Annotated in this window: 17 protein-coding genes and 1 pseudogene; 6 read left to right on the plus strand and 12 right to left on the minus strand. The window is 38.1% G+C overall.

Translation table 11 applies throughout. From position 1 onward, the window contains the following. Nucleotides 1-40: 40 nt before the first annotated feature. From paaX to paaA, 11 genes are all read right to left on the minus strand, one after another. On the minus strand, nt 41-940 hold the full coding sequence (gene paaX, locus GZ63_RS0101455) for a phenylacetic acid degradation operon negative regulatory protein PaaX (RefSeq protein ID WP_029266150.1): 900 nt from the start codon (nt 938-940) through the stop codon (nt 41-43). A gap of 173 nt (nt 941-1,113) precedes the next feature. Then, nucleotides 1,114-1,890, minus strand: a complete 777-nt coding sequence (locus GZ63_RS0101460; protein WP_029266152.1) for an enoyl-CoA hydratase-related protein — start codon at nt 1,888-1,890, stop codon at nt 1,114-1,116. 97 nt (nt 1,891-1,987) lie between these two features. Next, nucleotides 1,988-3,193: a thiolase family protein gene (locus GZ63_RS0101465; RefSeq protein WP_029266154.1), complete on the minus strand. Its 1,206-nt coding sequence runs from the start codon at nt 3,191-3,193 to the stop codon at nt 1,988-1,990. Nucleotides 3,194-3,243: 50 nt separating this feature from the next. Continuing rightward, nucleotides 3,244-4,101: a 3-hydroxyacyl-CoA dehydrogenase gene (locus GZ63_RS0101470; RefSeq protein ID WP_029266156.1), complete on the minus strand. Its 858-nt coding sequence runs from the start codon at nt 4,099-4,101 to the stop codon at nt 3,244-3,246. Nucleotides 4,102-4,528: 427 nt separating this feature from the next. Beyond that, complete coding sequence (locus tag GZ63_RS0101475; RefSeq protein ID WP_029266158.1) at nt 4,529-5,302, minus strand: enoyl-CoA hydratase-related protein; 774 nt, start codon at nt 5,300-5,302, stop codon at nt 4,529-4,531. 10 nt (nt 5,303-5,312) lie between these two features. After that, a complete protein-coding gene (locus tag GZ63_RS0101480; protein ID WP_029266160.1) occupies nt 5,313-6,083 on the minus strand; it encodes an enoyl-CoA hydratase/isomerase family protein in 771 nt (256 codons plus the stop codon). Further along, complete coding sequence (locus tag GZ63_RS0101485) at nt 6,076-6,384, minus strand: EthD family reductase (RefSeq protein WP_029266163.1); 309 nt, start codon at nt 6,382-6,384, stop codon at nt 6,076-6,078. Before GZ63_RS0101485 ends, GZ63_RS0101480 begins: the two co-directional genes overlap by 8 nt. A gap of 22 nt (nt 6,385-6,406) precedes the next feature. After that, on the minus strand, nt 6,407-6,898 hold the full coding sequence (paaD, locus tag GZ63_RS0101490) for a 1,2-phenylacetyl-CoA epoxidase subunit PaaD (protein ID WP_029266165.1): 492 nt from the start codon (nt 6,896-6,898) through the stop codon (nt 6,407-6,409). Between the two features lie 36 nt (nt 6,899-6,934). Next, entirely contained in the window at nt 6,935-7,804 is an 870-nt protein-coding gene (gene paaC / locus GZ63_RS0101495; protein WP_051681350.1) for a 1,2-phenylacetyl-CoA epoxidase subunit PaaC, read from the minus strand. Further along, nucleotides 7,758-8,120 (minus strand): 1,2-phenylacetyl-CoA epoxidase subunit PaaB, encoded by a 363-nt coding sequence (gene paaB, locus GZ63_RS0101500; protein ID WP_029266169.1) that lies wholly within the window; start codon nt 8,118-8,120, stop codon nt 7,758-7,760. The genes paaC and paaB overlap by 47 nt, the downstream gene beginning before the upstream one ends. Nucleotides 8,121-8,135: 15 nt before the next feature. Continuing rightward, nucleotides 8,136-9,113 (minus strand): 1,2-phenylacetyl-CoA epoxidase subunit PaaA, encoded by a 978-nt coding sequence (paaA, locus tag GZ63_RS0101505; RefSeq protein WP_029266171.1) that lies wholly within the window; start codon nt 9,111-9,113, stop codon nt 8,136-8,138. Nucleotides 9,114-9,488: 375 nt separating this feature from the next. Here paaA and GZ63_RS0101510 point away from each other — a divergent pair, with 375 nt between their 5' ends. After that, nucleotides 9,489-10,940 (plus strand): class-III pyridoxal-phosphate-dependent aminotransferase, encoded by a 1,452-nt coding sequence (locus GZ63_RS0101510; protein ID WP_051681351.1) that lies wholly within the window; start codon nt 9,489-9,491, stop codon nt 10,938-10,940. A 126-nt stretch (nt 10,941-11,066) separates the two neighbouring features. Here the strand turns inward: GZ63_RS0101510 and GZ63_RS0101515 are convergent, their stop codons facing one another. Further along, a complete protein-coding gene (locus GZ63_RS0101515) occupies nt 11,067-12,920 on the minus strand; it encodes a sigma-54-dependent Fis family transcriptional regulator (RefSeq protein ID WP_029266174.1) in 1,854 nt (617 codons plus the stop codon). Nucleotides 12,921-13,120: 200 nt separating this feature from the next. Here GZ63_RS0101515 and GZ63_RS0101520 point away from each other — a divergent pair, with 200 nt between their 5' ends. The 5 genes and pseudogenes from GZ63_RS0101520 to GZ63_RS0101540 all read left to right on the plus strand — a co-directional run bounded on the left by GZ63_RS0101520 (nt 13,121) and on the right by GZ63_RS0101540 (nt 19,390). Further along, a complete protein-coding gene (locus GZ63_RS0101520; RefSeq protein WP_029266176.1) occupies nt 13,121-14,620 on the plus strand; it encodes an aldehyde dehydrogenase family protein in 1,500 nt (499 codons plus the stop codon). Between the two features lie 347 nt (nt 14,621-14,967). Next, nucleotides 14,968-16,110 (plus strand): acyl-CoA dehydrogenase family protein, encoded by a 1,143-nt coding sequence (locus tag GZ63_RS0101525; RefSeq protein ID WP_029266178.1) that lies wholly within the window; start codon nt 14,968-14,970, stop codon nt 16,108-16,110. An 18-nt stretch (nt 16,111-16,128) separates the two neighbouring features. After that, on the plus strand, nt 16,129-17,763 hold the full coding sequence (locus GZ63_RS0101530) for an AMP-binding protein (protein ID WP_029266180.1): 1,635 nt from the start codon (nt 16,129-16,131) through the stop codon (nt 17,761-17,763). 29 nt (nt 17,764-17,792) lie between these two features. After that, nucleotides 17,793-19,143, plus strand: a pseudogene (locus GZ63_RS16280) (acetyl-CoA carboxylase biotin carboxylase subunit). A 34-nt stretch (nt 19,144-19,177) separates the two neighbouring features. Next, on the plus strand, nt 19,178-19,390 hold the full coding sequence (locus GZ63_RS0101540) for an acetyl-CoA carboxylase biotin carboxyl carrier protein subunit (protein ID WP_029266183.1): 213 nt from the start codon (nt 19,178-19,180) through the stop codon (nt 19,388-19,390). The last annotated feature ends 36 nt before the right edge of the window (nt 19,391-19,426 follow it).

The raw sequence follows: 19,426 nt of genomic DNA on the forward strand, positions 1-19,426 counted from the left end.
GAATGATTTTAAAAACGGATAGGTGCTTTATGCTTTAATTTTAAGATTTCGTCTCAGGAATTAATTCGTGTTCCAATGCGTCGTATTCCTTATCTTTTTTCTTCAGGCTGTTACCCTCTTTAAATACCGATTCAAAAAACTCACTTGCTGGTTCTGCCAGCATTTTATAATATTCCCGAAATAAATTTGATGCTTTTGTTCCAAGCCACTTTTCTGGTAGTAGCTCATCTGGCAGACCTGGATCAATGAATAGAAACTTTCTGTATTCATGTACCAGTTTTGCACGTTCTACAAAGCATTCAGCTTGTGTCATTTCCTTGTTGTCTATTTTATCCTTTGCAATCACATAGTTGGCACTGTGTGTACTTATAAATTCTTCGTATTTGGCATTAATTTCATCAATATTCCAACATTCTTCAATCAAGTTTTTATTCTCTCTAGGGCCATCATACCTAGCTAGAAAAAAGTGAACGTATGGCTCTATATCATATTTTTCAATAATGGTTTTTAATTCTTTCTCAAGATTATTTGGAGATACCCAGCAACTGTTAGCCATCGTACCGAATCCGCTCCAAACTAATTCTTTCCTTAGTTCATCTCGTACACTGCGTTTTTCTTCAGGAATGCTATACATAAGCATACGCCACTTCCCATCCCATGTTGGTGGCTGCAATTTAAATATACGGTTCGCGGCTTCTTCCATCCTAGATATCCCAATTTCAGTCAAATAATAATAACTTTTATTTCCTTCTTTACGTGCCTTAATCCAGCCTTGTTTACTCATTCGGGAGATAGCAGCCCTAACAGACTGACCATTGTGACCAAATTCTTCAAATAAACGTATAAGGCTACCAATCCAAATTTCATTTCCATAGTGACGAATGTAGTCACCATAAAGTGTAAAAATCATTGACCTTGTATTGATAACGCCATTAGCCATCCAAAACAACACCTTTATTAAATAATTACTTGATAATCAGCAAGACTTTTAGTCAACCTGATGTATTTGTATTTTATACATTATATACTATGACGTAAAAAGAACGAGTGATAAAAAGTGATATGTTTTTAGTAATGACATAATATCAATTATAGCAGCATTTTGCAACTACTCTACTCCCCTGTAAACACTGGATCTCGCTTTTCATTAAATGCTTGTAATGCCTCTACTCTATCTTTTGTTGGGATCGTAATCTCATAAGCTTTCGCCTCGATTTGCAATCCAGTTTGTATATCTACATTCATTCCATTATTAATTGCATATTTTGCTTGTTGGATCGCTAATGGGCCATTGGCTAAAATATCATTTAGAAGTCCCTCACAAACTTCCATTAATTTCCCTTGTTCCGAAACCTTATTTAAAATTCCAAACGCATAGGCATCGTTTGCATTTACTTTTCTTGCGGTTAAAATGAGCTCCTTTGCTTTTGATTCGCCAATAAGCCTAGGAAGACGCTGCGTTCCACCTGCACCTGGAATGATCGCCCAGTTTAATTCTGTCAAGCCCATTACCGCACTCGCATCTGCAATTCGAAAATCACAAGCAAGCATTAATTCAAATCCGCCACCAAAGGCATATCCATTTACCGCTGCAATCGTGGGTTGATTCAATTGATATACCGCATGAAATACTTCCCGTATTTTTTTAACATTCCTTCTTACTTCCTGTTCGCCTAATGTCTTTCGCTCTTTTAAATCGGCTCCAGCACTAAAAGCCTTTTCACCAGCGCCTGTAAAAATAACACCGCGTATATCTTTGTTGACATGAATGTTGTCGACAACTTCACCTAATTCCACAAGTGTTGGGTAATCAAAAGTATTTAAAGCTTTTGGTCTGTTTATTGTTACGTATGCAATGTGATTTTTCTCTTCTACTATAATATTTCCCATTTTTTCATCTCCTAATATTTATTCTTCCTAAACAAGGCGTCGCCATTTTAGACCACGCCGTTCAAACATACGTACACAATATATCTAATGTGTACTGTTATTTTATATTTCCATTTCTTACTACAGTAGCTAGACCTTGTCCAACCCCTACACACATCGTTGCTAAACCATATTCTACATTCGTCTTCTTCATTTCATGGACCAACGTTGTTAAAATACGTGCACCACTCGCACCAAGTGGGTGTCCAAATGAAATGGCGCCTCCATTTACGTTAACAATTTCCGGATTAAGCTCCAGCTGTTTTATACACTCAAGTGATTGTGAAGCAAATGCCTCATTGAGCTCAACTAATCCAAGATCGTTTACAGAAAGAGAAGCGCGCTTTAAGGCTTTACGTGTTGCCTCTATTGGCCCAAGTCCCATGATAGCTGGTTCTAATCCCGCTGCACCAGATGAAATGTATCTAGCTAATGGTTCCAATCCAAGTTCTTCTGCTTTCTCGGCACTCATAATTAATAATGCGGAAGCACCATCATTAACACCTGACGCATTGCCGGCTGTTACGGTTCCATTAGGGAAAATTGATCTTAATTTCCCCAAAACTTCTAAGGATGTTTCTGGACGAGGATGTTCATCTGTGTCAACAATATATTCATTGCCTTTGCGATCATGATAGACAACTGGGACTATCTCTTCTTTAAAACGTCCAGTTTCCATTGCTTTCTTCGCTTTCATTTGACTATTATAAGCAAATTCGTCTTGTGCTTCTCTGGAGATTTGGTATCTTTCAGCTACGTTTTCAGCGGTTCTTGGCATTGAGTCCGTGCCGTACATTTCATCTAGCTTGGCATTTGTGAATCTCCAGCCAATTGTTGTGTCATAAATCTCTTGCTTACGTTGAAATGGCTTTTCCGATTTCCCCATAACAAAAGGAGCTCTAGTCATACTTTCTGTTCCACCAGCAATAAAGATATCTCCTTCACCTGCCATAACTGCCCGAGTAGCATAATTCACAGCATCAAGACCGGATGCACAAAGGCGATTAACAGTTACCCCAGCAGTTTCAACTGGCAGACCAGCAAGCAGGGAGGACATCCGCGCAACATTTCGGTTATCTTCTCCAGCTTGGTTTGCATTCCCAAGAACAACTTCTTCTATTTTCTCTGATTGAATACTTGCATTTCGCTCAACTAAAGCTTTAATGACGATTGCACCCAAGTCATCCGGTCTGACATCCTTTAATGCTCCGCCAAATCTTCCTATTGGTGTACGAACCGCATCAATAATTACTGCCTCTCTCATATTTCCTGCCCCTTCCTTACTATTCTATATTCTAAATTTTTATGCACTTTTTATTTCGAAGTTTGTGGCTCTTGAGAATAATCATAAACACCTTTTCCAGATTTCCTGCCAAGTCGCCCAGCTTTCACGTATTTTTCAAGCAATGGAGCAGGACGATATTTTTCTCCAAGCTTCGCATGTAAATATTTCATATTGTTCAAGCGTGCATCCAAGCCGACAAGATCTACCAATTCAAAAGGACCCATTGGATAATTCAAACCGAGTTTGATCGCTTTATCGATTTCCTCTGGTGACCCAACACCTTCTTGCAGCATATAAAATGCTTCATTACCAACTAAAGCACTAATACGACTTGTAACAAATCCAGGAAATTCATTCACAACCACAATTTCCTTTCCAATCTGTTCCCCAACATTTTCAATCGTTGCTACGGTTTCATCACTTGTTTCCAAACCACGGATGACCTCAATTAATTTCATCTTATGAACAGGATTGAAAAAGTGCATAGCAATAACATTTTCAGGACGTGAAGTAAATGAGCCGATTTCGGTCGGACTCATCGTGGATGTATTTGTCGCTAGTACCGCTTCTTCCTTTGCATAACGATCAGCAGTTTCAAATACAGATCGCTTTATTTCTATTTTTTCAGGTACCGCTTCAATGATAAGATCTGCCATTTCCATACCTTTTTCCATTTCACTAACATATTTTAGTGATTTTCTAGCTTTCTGTATCTGTTCTTCTGTTAGTTTTTTATTCTTGTCAAATAGTTTATTAATCTCATTTTCTGCTTGCTCTAATTGTGATGCATTTACATCTACCAATTGAACTTGGAAACCACCTGCAGCGCATACATAAGCAATTCCTCTCCCCATTACTCCTGCGCCAACTACTGTAACGTTTTCCATAAAAGATTCCTCCTATACTACATCATTAAGAATACGGGCACGCCTTTTTAAAGGCGTGCCCGCGCTTACTAAATACAAAATGGATGAAGCGGACGGCTGCCTGATAGAACGCTTTTCTTCCGTGGACAGGTCCTAGCCTTTATACTTTGTTTACAGCCATGCCGCGGCCTGCTTCCTAACATCACCCAAATGAAGTTTCCGAAAAAGGCGGAGACAGCGATACCTGCTTTTAATAAGCGAGACGCCCTGCTAAACATAATCATTTACCCAAACATTCGAACTTTTCATTCTAATGTTAACTTCCCCTGCTCTGATATATGTAGAAGAAGTTGTCCTGTTTTTTCATCCGCACGGGCTGCTGGATTAAACCTTTTACTGAAGTTATACCTAACATACCAACCATAACTAATGTATTAAGTTATATTATCTATTTTCCTTTAAATACAGGTTTGCGCTTATTTAAAAAGGCTTCTACACCCTCTTTGTGGTCCTCTGTACTACCGGCAATCTGCTGAGCATATGCTTCTTTTTCAAGAAACTGATCTAAATCTAATTCCCAGCTTTCCTGCAAATAACGTTTCATAAGTCCAATTGCCTTGGTAGGTTTGCCCACAAGTTTTTCAGCAAATGTACTTACCTGCTCCATAAACTCATCTTCATGAACGACTTTTGTAGCTAAACCTAATTTTTGCACTTCTTGAGCTGAAATTTTATCACCCATAACAGCCAGTTCGAGAGCTTTTGCGTGACCTATTAATTTCGGCAAATAATAAAGGTTTCCGCAATCTGGGAAAAGTCCTATATGGATAAAGGCTTCTACAAAACTAGCTTTCTCCGAAAGAATGCGAAAATCACAAGCAAGTGCCAAACTCATCCCCGCTCCAGCAGCAGTACCGTTTACTGCAGCGATAACGGGTTTTTCCAGTGTTGCTAATTCTTTGAGCATTGGGTGATATCGCTTTTTTAAAATATCGCCATAATCTATATCATCTTTAATTCCGCCCAAGTCTTCACCAGCAGAGAAGGCGCGACCATTGCCTGTAATAACAAGGCAGCGAACAGAATCATCACGTTTTACGTTTTTAATAGCTTTTGTAATTTCTTTATTCATTTGTTCGGTAAACGCATTCAATTTGTCTGGACGATTAAGTGTAATCCAAGCAGTACTACTTTTCACTTCATATTCGATCGTTTCAAACATTCGTTTCCTCCTACCTACCTTCAAAATTAGGAAGGCGTTTTTCTATAAAGGCTTGCATTCCTTCTTTTTGATCCAAAGATGAAAACAGTAAATAAAAGTTTTTTCTTTCGAATTGCATACCGTCATAGATTGTTGAATCAACCGCCTTATTTACTGATTCCTTAATGAGGCGAAGCGATAACGGGGCTTGTTTTGTTAACTTTTTAGCAAAAGTCATTGTCTCTTCCATTAAAGCCTCTTCTGGAATAATTCGATTAATTACGCCATAATGCATCGCTTCTTTGGCTTCCATTGGATCACCGAGCCATAGCCATTCTAAGGCTTTTGCTTTACCCATCGCTTTCGTTAATCGTTGTGTACCTCCTGCACCTGGCATTACACCAAGCTTCACCTCTGGAAAGCCCATCTGTGCTTTTTCAGAAGCAAAAATAATATCACAGCTAAGCGCTAATTCAAAACCGCCACCAAGCGCAAATCCATGTACAGCAGCAATAACCGGCTTTTTAATCAGGCTGATTCGATCCCAGACAGCAAATTGATTTAACAATTCCATGCGAATGGAATCATCATCAGCCATTTCATCGATATCAGCTCCAGCAACAAACGCTTTTCCGTTACCCTTAATAACAATTACTTTTGCTTCCTCATTCTGATCAAAATTTTCCATTGCTGCTACGATCTCATCAACCATCTCTCGATTTAAAGCATTTAAGACGTCAGGCCGGTCTAACGTGATAACACCGACCTCGTCTTTTATGTCTGTCCTAATAAACTTATTCATTAACTTCTTCGCCAATCATCATCGTAACCAAATCACCTGCAAATTGCATTACATCTTTTCCAGATGCCTTTGCTTCATCTGTTTTCATCGCTTCTTTGAAAGCTTCATGACTTTCATAATACATTTCGCATAGTAAATAGTATTCACTTTCTTTCCCCATTGGTGTACCGACGATTTTAGTTACTTCCATTTTTTTAAGACCAGGAATTTTTGCCGTGATTGGGCTATGAACATTGTAATAGTGTTCATCGAATTTTTCTTTATCTTCCGGTTGTTTATAAAGCGCAATCATTTTAATCATCAAACGTCATCCCCTTTGTTTATTAAATACTTGAAATAGGCTTCATTGCTTCAAATGGGTTTTTGCAACTGCTACAGTATAAAATACTTCTGCACGCAGTTGGCCCAAATATGTTTTCCATTGTTGTATAAGGTGAGTCACAATAGGGACAATTCACTTCCCATGGCCCGATCATGCTTAATTTTCTTGGTGGAGGAGCAATGCCGAATTCCTTTAACCGAATACGTCCAAGCTCCGTAATTCGTTCTGATGTCCAATGTGGTTCTTTTAAAAATTCCACTTCCACGTCTTTCAACTGTAAGGATTCTTCTAAGGCTGTTTGAACGTTCTGTGCAATGATATCGAGGGCTGGGCAACCAAGAAACGTTGGTATAAGCTGTACTTTAACGGCTTTGTCATCTCCGCAGATAACATTTTCCACCATCCCAAGATCAATTATGCTGACCGAATCAATTTCTGGGTCCTTCACAGTTGAAAGCACTTCCATAACTTCCTTAGATAAATCTGTCTTCATCATGCTGATCACCTCTTTTTTACTGTTGATAAGTGATTACCAACCAGCTGCCGGATCTACTTTATACACTTCAGACAGCGTTTGTAGTGCTGTTGTTAAATCTTCCGTATGCTCTCCGTTTCTGCCATCTCCGCGTTCCATTCCCGGACCATCATTCGTTGGCAATTCTACACCGAGTTTTTCAAAAACTTCTTTAATTTCAGTCATCCATTTGTCTTTCAATTCTTGTTCTTCTTTAATTAATCCTAGACGGGCCATTTCCTTTGCACTTGGTCCGAGTGTCAGAACGCCATCAAAGTCTTTCCAAACTTTATCAATGGCTTGACGCATCCGTTTTTTCGCTTCATCTGTTGCATTAATTAGCTGAGTAAACCACATGTTCCAATGTGTTAAATGATAATATTGCTCTAAAATCATTTTCTTAGCTACTTGTGCAAGCGGTTTATAAGAAGAATTTTTCAATGAAGATAGACGAATCGCTTTTGAAATATCGTAAAAATAATTTCGAACAACAGCAAATGCCCAATCATATTCCGGTTCTTCCAGGTAATTTCCTGGTCCATTAACCTCTTCTAGTATAATAGCATTTTTGCGTTCTTTTGGTTCACGTAAGTGGGCAAGATCGTCGGCCTTACCTTCGCCCAATTCCTCTAACATCTCATAGTATATCACTGCATGCCCCATTTTGTCCTGACTAATGGAAGAAAATGCTACGTCTTCCTCAATATGAGGTGCAATACCTAGCCATTCAGATCCTCGAAAAGCTAAAATAAAATCATCATCTGCAAGTTGGTAAAGCAATTCCACTAATTCTTTTTTATACGCTGCATCTTTCTCCACTTCTTGTGCTGTATTATATTCAACCACGCTTGATACCCCCAGCCCATGACATAATTTCTTTTTCATCTAACATTTGTTGTTCATACTGACGCCATTTCTTCTTTAAATAACCATAGCCTTTTGTTTCTCTATAGTCTTTATTATCCATACGTTTCAACATTTCCTTATCTTCCTCTGAAACCTTTGTAATGTTATCGCGTCTAACTACCCAAATATCTCCTACTGGCTCACGCCGCATAAAGTTTTCCTTGGCCATAACCAGAGCCATTTCATGGTTAGGTGCTAACAAACTAAACTGATGCTGCATTGGTGCAGAACTATTTTTCCTGCTAAATACTTCGAACTCTTGGTAAAATGCGTCTATATGTTCTTTCTTCTCCATTTTATTTAAGCCTCCTTAAACACTAGCTGTTTGCATTGTTTGTTTCTTTCCAAGCGCTTCTCGAACCCATTCGTTATTCTCATGTGAAATTTCACGTAAACGTAATCTAGCTTGTGATCTAGGTCCATTATTTGACACAATTTGTTTGAACTTATCCCAATCCGGCTGCTGATAAACCCACATTTCTTCTTCTTCATCATAGTGCAGTGTTTCATCAGGAACAGTCAGTCCGATTGAGTGAATACGCGGAATATATTTTGTTAAAAAGTCTTGTCGCAATTCTTCGTTTGACTTCGTCCGTAACTTATACATGATGTTCTTGTCCTGATTGGAATTTCCTGTACGCTTACTGGTGTCTGGACCAAAGAACATTAGTAAAGATTCCCACCATCTGTTAACAGCATCTTGAAGCATTTGTCTTTGTTCATCCGTTCCTTCTGCAAGTGCCATTACAATCGCTTCGCCATGTTGGGCATGGAACACTTCTTCTGCACAAATTCGTTTTAAAGCTCTTCCATAAGGTGCATAGGATGTAGTCAGCATCATCGTTTGTGATATAATTGCAGCTCCATCAACAAGCCAAGCAATTACCCCTGCATCTCCCCATGTTGGCGCTTCCATATGAAACACGTTATGAAACTTCAGACGGCCTGTAAGAAGATCTTCCATAATATCCTCACGTCTTTTTCCTAATGGTCGCATGAGATCTTCCGCTACTCGAAGCAATAATTGTCCATGCCCCATTTCGTCTTGTACTTTAGACATGATGGCTAATTTTCTTCTTAGGGATGGTGCTTTTGGAACCCATTCTTTTTCTGGAAGTGCACCCATAATTTCACTAATACCATGCATTGGGATTAATTTAAGCAATTGTTTGCGGTAATCATCTGGCATCCAATCATCAGCTTCTATTTTTTCTCCTGCATTAATTCTTTCTAAAAATCTATCATACTTTTCTTCTTCCGTTAACGAATCAAAAGCGAATAAACTCATTATTTTACCTCCCCATATTTCAATCAAAGTATAACGTTATTTATACGATATTATATAATGTTGTTATATAAATTGCAAGAGTTTTCTTGATTAATAAACTATTTCATCTGCTATACCATTCTTTAAAAACAACTTTTTTCCCTCGTTAGTGTTCATTTGTAAAACGACATTGATCCAATATGTACCACTATATATTGTTAAAATACGGAAATGCATGTTGTAAGCGTTGGCATATAAATTGCATTTGATAGTATAACAACATTTAGGGGAGGTTGATGAGATTTCTGAGTTCCATTAGGTTAAGAGGGCTTACAGTGACGGGTGATTGGGAAAGATGTGCTTTGGAATACAGAAACGTATAAGGAGGAGAATTGCATGTCTAAAACAGATTGGAGTTTAGTAGAGGAATGGGATAATAAGTATATACTAAGAACTTTCTCTACACAGGATGAATATCAAACAGTGCCAATTGAGTCAACAGAAGGTGATTACCTTGTTATGCCTGATGGAACACGCCTTTTAGATTTCTTTAACCAATTATATTGTGTAAACACAGGGCAAAGAAATAAGAAAATCAATGATGCGATTAAGAAAGCACTCGACCGTTATGGATATGTATGGGATACATTTACAACAGATTATAAAGCAAAAGCAGCAAAACTGATTATGGAAGATATTTTAGGTGAAGAAGATTGGCCAGGAAAAATCCGATTTGTATCAACTGGAAGTGAAGCAAACGAAACAGCTCTATTTTTGGCACGCTTATATAAAAACCGGCCAAATGTCATCACAAGAGAGTATGGCTTCCATGGTTGGACTGGCGGGGCATCTACGTTAACAAGAATAAAAGGAGTTCGAAGCGGAATAACGGAGACAGAGGAAGATACTACGCCACGTCATATCCCAGGAAGAAATGACGGAACCATTGCAGTAGCTCCTTCACCAAACTGTATGCGCTGTTCTTTAGGGCACACTTACGGTAGTTGTCATGACAAGGAAACAGGTGAACTTGCCTGTGTTACGTATACACGAAGAATGATTGAAAATAAAGGACCTGAACAAGTTGCCGGCATTGTAACAGAGGTTACTCAAGGTGCAGGATCTGTAAAACCACCGAAAGAATACATCCCACAAATAAGAAAAATGACAAAGGATTTAGATATTTTATGGATCGTTGATGAAGTTTTAACAGGATTTGGTCGAACGGGCAACTGGTTTAACTATCAAGAGTATGGTGTTGAACCGGATATTATGACAATGGCAAAAGGCATTTCAAGTTCTACTATTCCTGCCGGAGCCGTTATTGTTAATAAAGAAATTGCTGAATTTATGGATCAATATCGCTGGGAAACAGTATCGACCTACTCAGGACATCCGATTGCAATGGCAGCAGTTTGTGCAAATATCGAGTATATGATCGAAGAGAACCTTATTGAAAAGGCCGATGAAACAGGCCAGTATATAGGCAAGCGATTAAATGAATTAAAAGAAAAACATCCAACAGTTGGCCTTGTAGCAGGGTCAGGGGTTTTATGGATTGTCGAACTTGTCAAGGATGAACAAAATCGTCCATTTATTCCATTGGATAGAAATACGAGTCATGAAGTAGACCCCAGCAGCTATCCGATTAATATTGTCAATGCGAAAGCTATGGAAAAGGGAGTCTTAATTGGCGGTTTCGTTCCAAATACATTACGGATTGGATGCTCGCTAAATACATCTAAAGAAGATGTAGATAAAATGATTGATGCATTAGATTATGCATTGGACCACTTGGATAAAGTTGCAGAAGATATGCAAACAAAGGAAAAGGTAGTGGAAGGATAATATTATCTTCCCCTAAAAAAATCCAATAAAAAAAGACTGTATAAATACGGCAATGCCTTTTATACGGTCTTTTTTATGAAATGGTTCTTTACTTTATTGCAGGTCATTTTAATTACCAGAGAACAGTCATTTATAGTCAATTTGAATATTATTTTTTCTCATGCTTTCTATTTTTCTATATAACGTGTTTCTTCCAATCCCCAAAATACGTGCTGCTTCTGACATATTCCCCTTGGTTTTCGTAATCGTTTGGATAATCGTTTCGTTTTCCCTATCTTGCAGCAATGAACCTGTCTGACTTATCGTCTTATTACAATTTTTCATATATGGTGGAAACGCGTTTACTTCTATCCTACTAGTAGGTGAAGCAAAAGCGGCTTGCCTTAATGCATGACTTACTTGGCGGATGTTTCCCGGCCAATCATACGTTTCAATAAAGTTCTCTGCATCCTTTGAAAAGGATAATTGCGGGCGGCCAAGTTCTCTCGCCACCTCCATTAACTTCATTTTTGCGAACTGCAAACGATCGGAACGTTTCCGAAAAGGCGGCAGTTGAATGTGGATACCTTGTAGCCTAAAAAATAGATCAGCACGAAAACTCCCCTCTTCTACCTTTTTCCATAAATCTTTATTCGTTGCTGTTATTAAACGTACATCGACTGCTATCGATTTTGTGCTTCCGATTCGCTTGATTTGAAAATCTTGTAATACGCGCAGTAATGTGATTTGAATGTCCATCGGCAGCTCGGCTATTTCGTCTAAAAACAAAGTACCGCCGTTTGCTTGTTCAAAAACTCCTGCTTGCCCCTTCTGTTTTGCTCCTGTAAAAGCCCCACCTTCATAACCAAAAAGTTCACTGCCTGCTAAACTTTTTGTAATCGCCCCACAATTTAACGCTACAAAAGGTTGGGCTGACCTGGAACTAGCTTCATGTATTGCTTGACTTACCATTTCCTTTCCAGTACCACTTTCCCCTGTGACCACGACCGTATAATCTGTTTCTGCCACTCTTTTAGCTAATGATAAAGCATGTACAAAATGCTCATCCTCACCATGTATATTAGAGAATGTAAAACGCTTATTTATTTTAGGTTGAGCATACCGCTTCTCGACTTTATTCGATTGATTCATTGAAAATAATTTGGGACTTGAATTAACAACAGATGCTAATAATTTTTTATGATTTTTTGATTCAATTTGAATCATTTTCCCATCCCCGTTTACAGATTCATCAAATATTCTTTCAGGCCGTTTAAAAATGTCATTAATGTTCATTTCTTTTCCGCCTTGCTTTTCTAATGATAGCAAAGTACGTGCCTCCCGATTGACACCGATAATCTGACCGTGTTTATTTATCGCTATTAATGCTTCAAATATACCTTTCTCTTCTGGATACAAAGAAATAATCATCTTTTCTTCTTGCGTACGTACCAGTAACCAGTTTTCTATTTTTCGAGCAATCACATCTACCATGCCAAACGTCATTGGATGATATAAATCCGCGTGTCCACTTACATTCAATACCGCCTGTAAATTTCCATATGGGTCAAAAATAGGTGAGCCTACACAATAAAGCATATGATGTGACTTTAGATAATGATCCTTTCCGATAACTGCAAGAGGCTTTTGTTCCATTGCAACTGTTCCAGCTGAATTTGTACCTCGCACTTGTTCTGACCAGCAAGCACCATCTTTTAAATAGATTTTCTCCGTATCTTTTAAAAATGCTGGATCTCCCATGCTATGTAGTAATATACCTGAAGGGTTCGAAATAACAACAACAGAGTTTGAAGATTTTAAAGAATGTGCTAATTGCTCTATCGTAGGATGAACCGTTCTTAATAATTTTTCCCCTTTTTCTTTATGCTGGCGTAATTCTTTGTCTTCCAAAATGGCCTCTTTTGCTTTTAGAATGCAAGCGCCATACTGTTCACTTCTTTTCCACGAGCCTTTGAGATTTTCATTCATGAAGTTCGACATCTACACCACCTCGCATAATATTCAGTATATTTACATTTGTTATAATTTTAACACGAATATTTTTATTACTCAATTGTGCCAATTTAGAACGCCTTGTTTCCAATTTGAACAAATAATTATTTAAAACATGGGATAAAGGGCACTTTTTTATTGGCATATAAATTGCATTATATAATGCAAAAATATGGAGGTAGATATGTATGGCTAATCAAGTAATCAGTCTCGACAGGCGCGTAGCTCAGTTTTTAGAAGGTGGGCCAAAAATGCTTTATATCGGCGGTGAGTTTGTAGCATCCGCTTCCGGTAAAACATTTAAATCCATTAACCCTTCTACTGGCGAGGAACTAAAGTCGGTATACGAGGCAGATAAAGAAGATGTAGATCGGGCTGTTCATGCGGCGGAAAAAGCGTTTTATGGTGATTGGAGTAAATTAACTGCCAGTGAACGCGGGCAATTGATATGGAAGCTAGCCGATTTAATTGAAGAACATTTAGAGCCTTTAGCTCAATTAGAGTCTCTTGACAATGGAAAGCCAATTAACCATGCACGTACCGCTGACCTACCTTTATCCATCGATCATTTTCGATACTATGCAGGTTGGGCTACTAAAGTTTCTGGCGAAGTGATATCCAATTCCTCTGGTAAAGAAATGTTAACGTATACAAGACGGGAACCAATAGGTGTCGTTGGGCAAATTATCCCATGGAACTTCCCGCTATTAATGCTAGCTTGGAAAATGGGAGCAGCTTTAGCAACAGGGAATGTAATCGTCTTTAAAACAGCTGAACAAACACCATTAACAGCTTTATATTTAGCTGACTTAATTAATGAAGCAGGATTTCCTCCAGGTGTAGTCAATATTTTAAGTGGTTATGGCGAAACTGCTGGGGAAGCAATCGTTCAGCATCCTCGTATTCGTAAGGTAGCGTTTACAGGATCTACTGAAGTTGGGAAAAGAATACAACAGCAAGCAACAGGAAATTTGAAACGTTTATCCCTTGAACTAGGAGGAAAATCACCAAATATTATTTTTTCAGATGCCGATTTAGAAAAGGCTATTCCAGGAGCTATGCTCGGAATTTTCTTCAATATGGGGCAAGCATGTTCCGCTGGATCACGTCTCTATGTTCATAAAAAAGTTTATGATAAAGTTCTCTCGGAAATGAAAGCTGCAGCTTCACAAATGCAGGTAGGAATGGGGCTAGATGAAACGACCGATATCGGCCCACTCGTCTCCCAAGAACAGTTTCAGCGTGTCAATCGCTATCTAACGGAAGGACATGAAGCAGGAGCAAAGTCTATTATTGGCGGACAGTCACTTGATCGTTCCGGATACTATGTACCACCTACTATTTTTTCAGATACGAACCATGATATGTCCATCGTTCAAGATGAGATATTCGGCCCAGTACTTACTGCAATGCCTTTTGATGATGAGGATGATTTGACTGAAATTATCCGAAAAGCCAATGCAAGTGAATACGGATTAGCTGCTGGTGTTTGGACTACTGATGTTCGTAAAGCGCATCGCGTTGCCCATCGAATTGAAGCAGGAACAGTTTGGGTTAATGATTACAACGCACTTGATGCAGCAGTACCTTTTGGAGGATATAAACAATCCGGATATGGCCGCGAAATGGGCTCCTATGCGTTAGACCTTTATACGCAGGTAAAATCGATTTGGGTCAATCTAGAATAATAGGAAGTTCAGCATAATATATTAGGAAAGATACTTCATAGAAAAACTAATTTCCACATGACATGAAACAAACAACAATCTTTGGATGACACTGGATATTCCGTCAATTCCTTGCTCACAGGGTGATGCGGGAATATCCAGTCTTCCGAAGCTCACTTAAGTAAGAAAAAGAAGGCTATGCTTTCGTACAAAAATGAAGGAAAGGGAAGTAAAATGGCTATTTTGATGTATAAATAAGAGCCCTTATTTTATAAAACCCTTCAAAAACTATTTCATTAACTTTCTAGACTTTTATCTTGCTAGCTTTTCAGCCGACAATAACTCATTCATTACAAGGAGGGCTATTCATGAATTTCGAATTAACAGAAGAGCAGCGAATGACTCGTAATATGGTGCGAGACTTTGCAAATGATGTTATTAAACCTAGGGCCATTGATATTGATAGAGAGGCAAAGTTTCCAATTGATATTTTTAAAGAAATGGGAAAGCTTGGTCTCATGGGGATTCCTTTTCCAGAGGAATATGGCGGATCAGGTGGAGATACTATTTCTTATGCATTAGCAGTTGAAGAGATTGGTAAAGTTTGTGGCAGTACAGGACTAAGCTATGCTGCAGCAATATCATTAGGAGCAACGCCTATTTACCTGTTTGGTACAGAAGAACAAAAACAAAAGTATTTAACCCCTTTAGCCAAAGGAGAAGCATTAGGGTCCTTCGGTTTAACAGAACCAAATGCAGGCTCAGATGCTGGCGGAACAAAAACAACCGCAATGATAGATGGCGATGAATTTGTAATCAATGGAGAAAAGTGTTTCATTACAAATGCCAGTTTCGCTAAAACGTTAATTATTACAGCAGTTACCGGCAAAGATGAGCAAGGCAAAAATATCATATCAGCAATTATCGTTCCGACAGATACTAAAGGTGTCACCATAAATAGTAACTATGAAAAAATGGGAGTAAGAGGCTCAGATACTGCAGAAATTATTTTAGAAAATGTGCGGGTTCCCAAATCAAATTTGATAGGTGATCCCCAAAAAGGATTTAAGCAGTTTCTATCCACCCTAGATGGCGGACGAATTTCCATCGGTGCACTTAGCGTCGGTATTGCTCAAGCTTCGTTGAATCGAGCATTAGCCTATGCAAAAGAAAGAAAACAATTCGGCAAACCTCTTTCTTCCTTTCAAGCGATTCAATTTAAACTAGCTAATATGGCTATGGAAGCTGAATTATCAAGGAATATCGTTTTAAAAGCTGCATGGCTAAAAGATAATCATAAATCTTTTTCTAAAGAAGCTGCTTACGCAAAATTATTCGCTTCTGAAACTGCAGTACGCAATGCAGATCAGGCTATTCAGATCCATGGTGGATATGGATATATGAGAGAGTATGAAGTAGAAAGATTTTTGCGGGACGCTAAATTACTTGTCATTGGTGAGGGTACATCAGAGATACAAAGAATTGTTATCGCAAGACAATTAGGTTGTTAAATAACAAAATGGAGGGAGATTTCTATTATTAACTTAACAATTGGTGAGTTGTTAGAAAGGCAAGTAGAGTTATACCCTAATCATGAAGCAGTGGTCTACCCAGAGTCAAACGTACGTAAAACTTATTCAGAGTTTAATACCATCGTTAATCAAATGGCAAAAGGGTTTTTATCCCTAGGAATTAAGAAAGGAGATCATGTAGCTATTTGGTCTGATAACAAGTTTGAATGGCTTATCTCGCAATTTGCAACTGCGAAAATAGGCGCTGTGCTCGTGACTGTTAATACAAACTATCAAGCAGATGAGCTAGAGTACTTATTAAAGCAATCTGACTCAATGACTTTAATTATGGCAGAAAGGTATAAAAGTTCAAACTATGTAAATATATTAAATAAAGTTTGTCCAACAATTAAGCAAGCTGAAAAAGGAGATGTACACAGTGAAAAACTGCCCTACCTTAAAAATATTATTGTTTTAAATGATAAACATTATGAATACGCTTTCAATTGGAATGAAGTCATTCAGCGAAGTCATGAAATCGATGATAAACAACTAGATACTATCAAAAACGCATTACATTATGATGAAGTTATCAATATGCAGTATACATCCGGGACCACTGGTTTTCCTAAAGGGGTTATGCTCAGTCATTACAATATTATTAACAATGCCCATCAAATCGGCAATCGAATGAAACTCACTGAAAAAGACCGAATATGCATTCCAGTACCATTTTTCCATACATTTGGCTGTGTTTTAGGGATTTTAACCGCAGTTGCTAAAGGTTCTACAATGGTCATTATTGAACAATTTGATGCGGAAGAAGTGTTAGAAGCGGTTTCCAAAGAGAAATGTACTGCATTGCATGGTGTACCGACAATGTTTATTGCAGAATTAAACCACCCAAGATTTCATGAATTCGATTTATCTCATTTACGTACAGGAATCATGGCGGGATCGACTTGTCCGATCGAAGTCATGCGTGATGTCATGAATAAAATGGGTGCGACTGAAATTACAATTTGTTATGGATTAACGGAATGCTCTCCAGTTATTATGCAAACAACCGTTGACGATCCAATTGAATTGAAAGTAAGTACAGTCGGGAAAATTCATCCTAATATAGAGGCAAAGATTATTAATCCTGAAACATTAAAAGAAGTCGGTCCACATGAGCCAGGGGAGCTTATTACCAGAGGTTATCACGTAATGAAAGGTTATTATAAAAACGAAGAAGCGACAAACGAAACAATTGACGAAGATGGATGGCTTTATACGGGTGATATTGCAACAGTGGATGAAAATGGATACTATACGATCACCGGCAGAAGTAAAGATGTCATTATTCGCGGTGGAGAAAACATCTATCCTCGGGAAATTGAGGAATTTTTATATAAAAATCCGAAGATCGTGGATGTTCAAGTTGTGGGTGTTCCAGATGAAAAATACGGCGAAGAAGTAATGGCATGTATCATTTTAAAGGAAAATGAGCAAGCAACAGAAGAAGCTATCCAAGCGTTTTGCGAAGGGCAAATTTCCAGACATAAAATACCGAAATACATTATGTTTTTAGATGAATATCCGATGACAGCTAGCGGAAAAATTCAAAAATACAAATTAAAGGAAATAGCTTTAGAGAATATAAAAGTATAAACATTCCAGATAGAATTGAGGGGAATAAAATGATCAACAAGCTACTTGTTGCTAATCGTGGGGAAATAGCAGCACGTATCATACGAACATGTAAAGAAAACGATATTAAAACCGTTGCCATCTATTCAGAAGCTGATGCCAGGTCACTTTTTGTAAAAATGGCAGATGAAAGCTATCTAATTGGACCTCCAAGGGTTAGCGAAAGTTACTTAAATACGGACAAAGTTCTAGAGATAGCAAAACAAACCAAAGTTGATGCAGTACATCCAGGATATGGTTTTTTAAGTGAAAATGGCAGCTTTGCAGACAAATGCGAACAAGCGGGAATCACATTTATCGGACCAAGTTCTAACGTAATCGAACAAATGGGGGATAAAATTTCTGCAAGAAAATTAATGGAGAAAGCTGGAGTACCAGTTATCCCAGGCACAAAAGGAGAAGTATCCGATGCGGAAGCGGCAATAAAGGAAGCGGAACATATAGGTTATCCAATTATGGTAAAGGCCTCTGCAGGTGGCGGTGGAATTGGTATGCAAATCGTTCACACTGCTCAGGAGCTTTTAAAAGCATTTGAGAGCAACTCCCAAAGAGCGGAACAATTTTTCGGTGATGGTTCCATGTTCATGGAAAAACTTCTAGTAAATTCCCGTCACATTGAGGTTCAGGTTTTAGCCGATACCCACGGTAATGCAATTCATCTATTTGAAAGAGAATGTTCGATACAACGGCGAAATCAAAAGGTAGTTGAAGAGGCCCCTTCTTCCTTTATATCAAAAGAAACCAGAAAAAAAAATGGGTGAAGCCGCAATTAAAGCAGTGAAAGAAATTGGTTATACAAACGCAGGTACGATCGAATTTCTTGTAGATGAAAATGAACAGTTTTATTTCTTGGAAATGAATACAAGAATACAGGTTGAACATGCAATCACTGAAGAAATTACGGGACTGGATATTGTAAAAATGCAAATTGATATCGCTAATGGAGAAAAATTGAGGTTGGATCAAAATGATTTAGAGATCCAAGGCCATTCAATTGAAGTACGTATTTATGCAGAAGATCCTGTTACCTTTTTTCCATCACCAGGGGAAATAACTGTATATGAGGAGCCTGCCGCAAAATATATTAGAGTTGAATCATCGATTGAACAAGGCTCCAAGATAACTCCATTTTATGACCCTATGATAAGTAAATTAATTGCCACAGGAAATAACAGAAATGAGGCAATATCAAGGTTAAATGATGCACTACAAAACTATAAAATTGAAGGGATTAAGACAAATATACCGATGTTAAAAGAAGTTATTCATCATGAACACTTTATCTCAGGTAACACAACAACAGATTTTGTTGAAGAACATTATTTACCGATAGTGAAATAAACGGAGAACCATTCAACATGAGGGGAGTATTAAAATGACTCAAATAAAAGCAAATATGGCAGGAAACGTATGGAAAATCGTAGTTAGTAAAGGTGACACCGTAACAGAAGATCAAGACGTTGTTATTTTAGAATCAATGAAAATGGAAATCCCAATTGCTGCTGATGAAGAAGGAATAGTAAAAGAATTAAGTGTTAATGAAGGCGATTTTGTCAATGAAGGTGATGTGCTTGTAATTATAGAATAATCCGAGCACTTTAGCTCTCCTCTGAGGGCTAAAGTG

The sequence above is a fragment of the Virgibacillus alimentarius genome, assembly GCF_000709085.1.
Taxonomy (GTDB): Bacteria; Bacillota; Bacilli; order Bacillales; family Amphibacillaceae; genus Virgibacillus_B; species Virgibacillus_B alimentarius.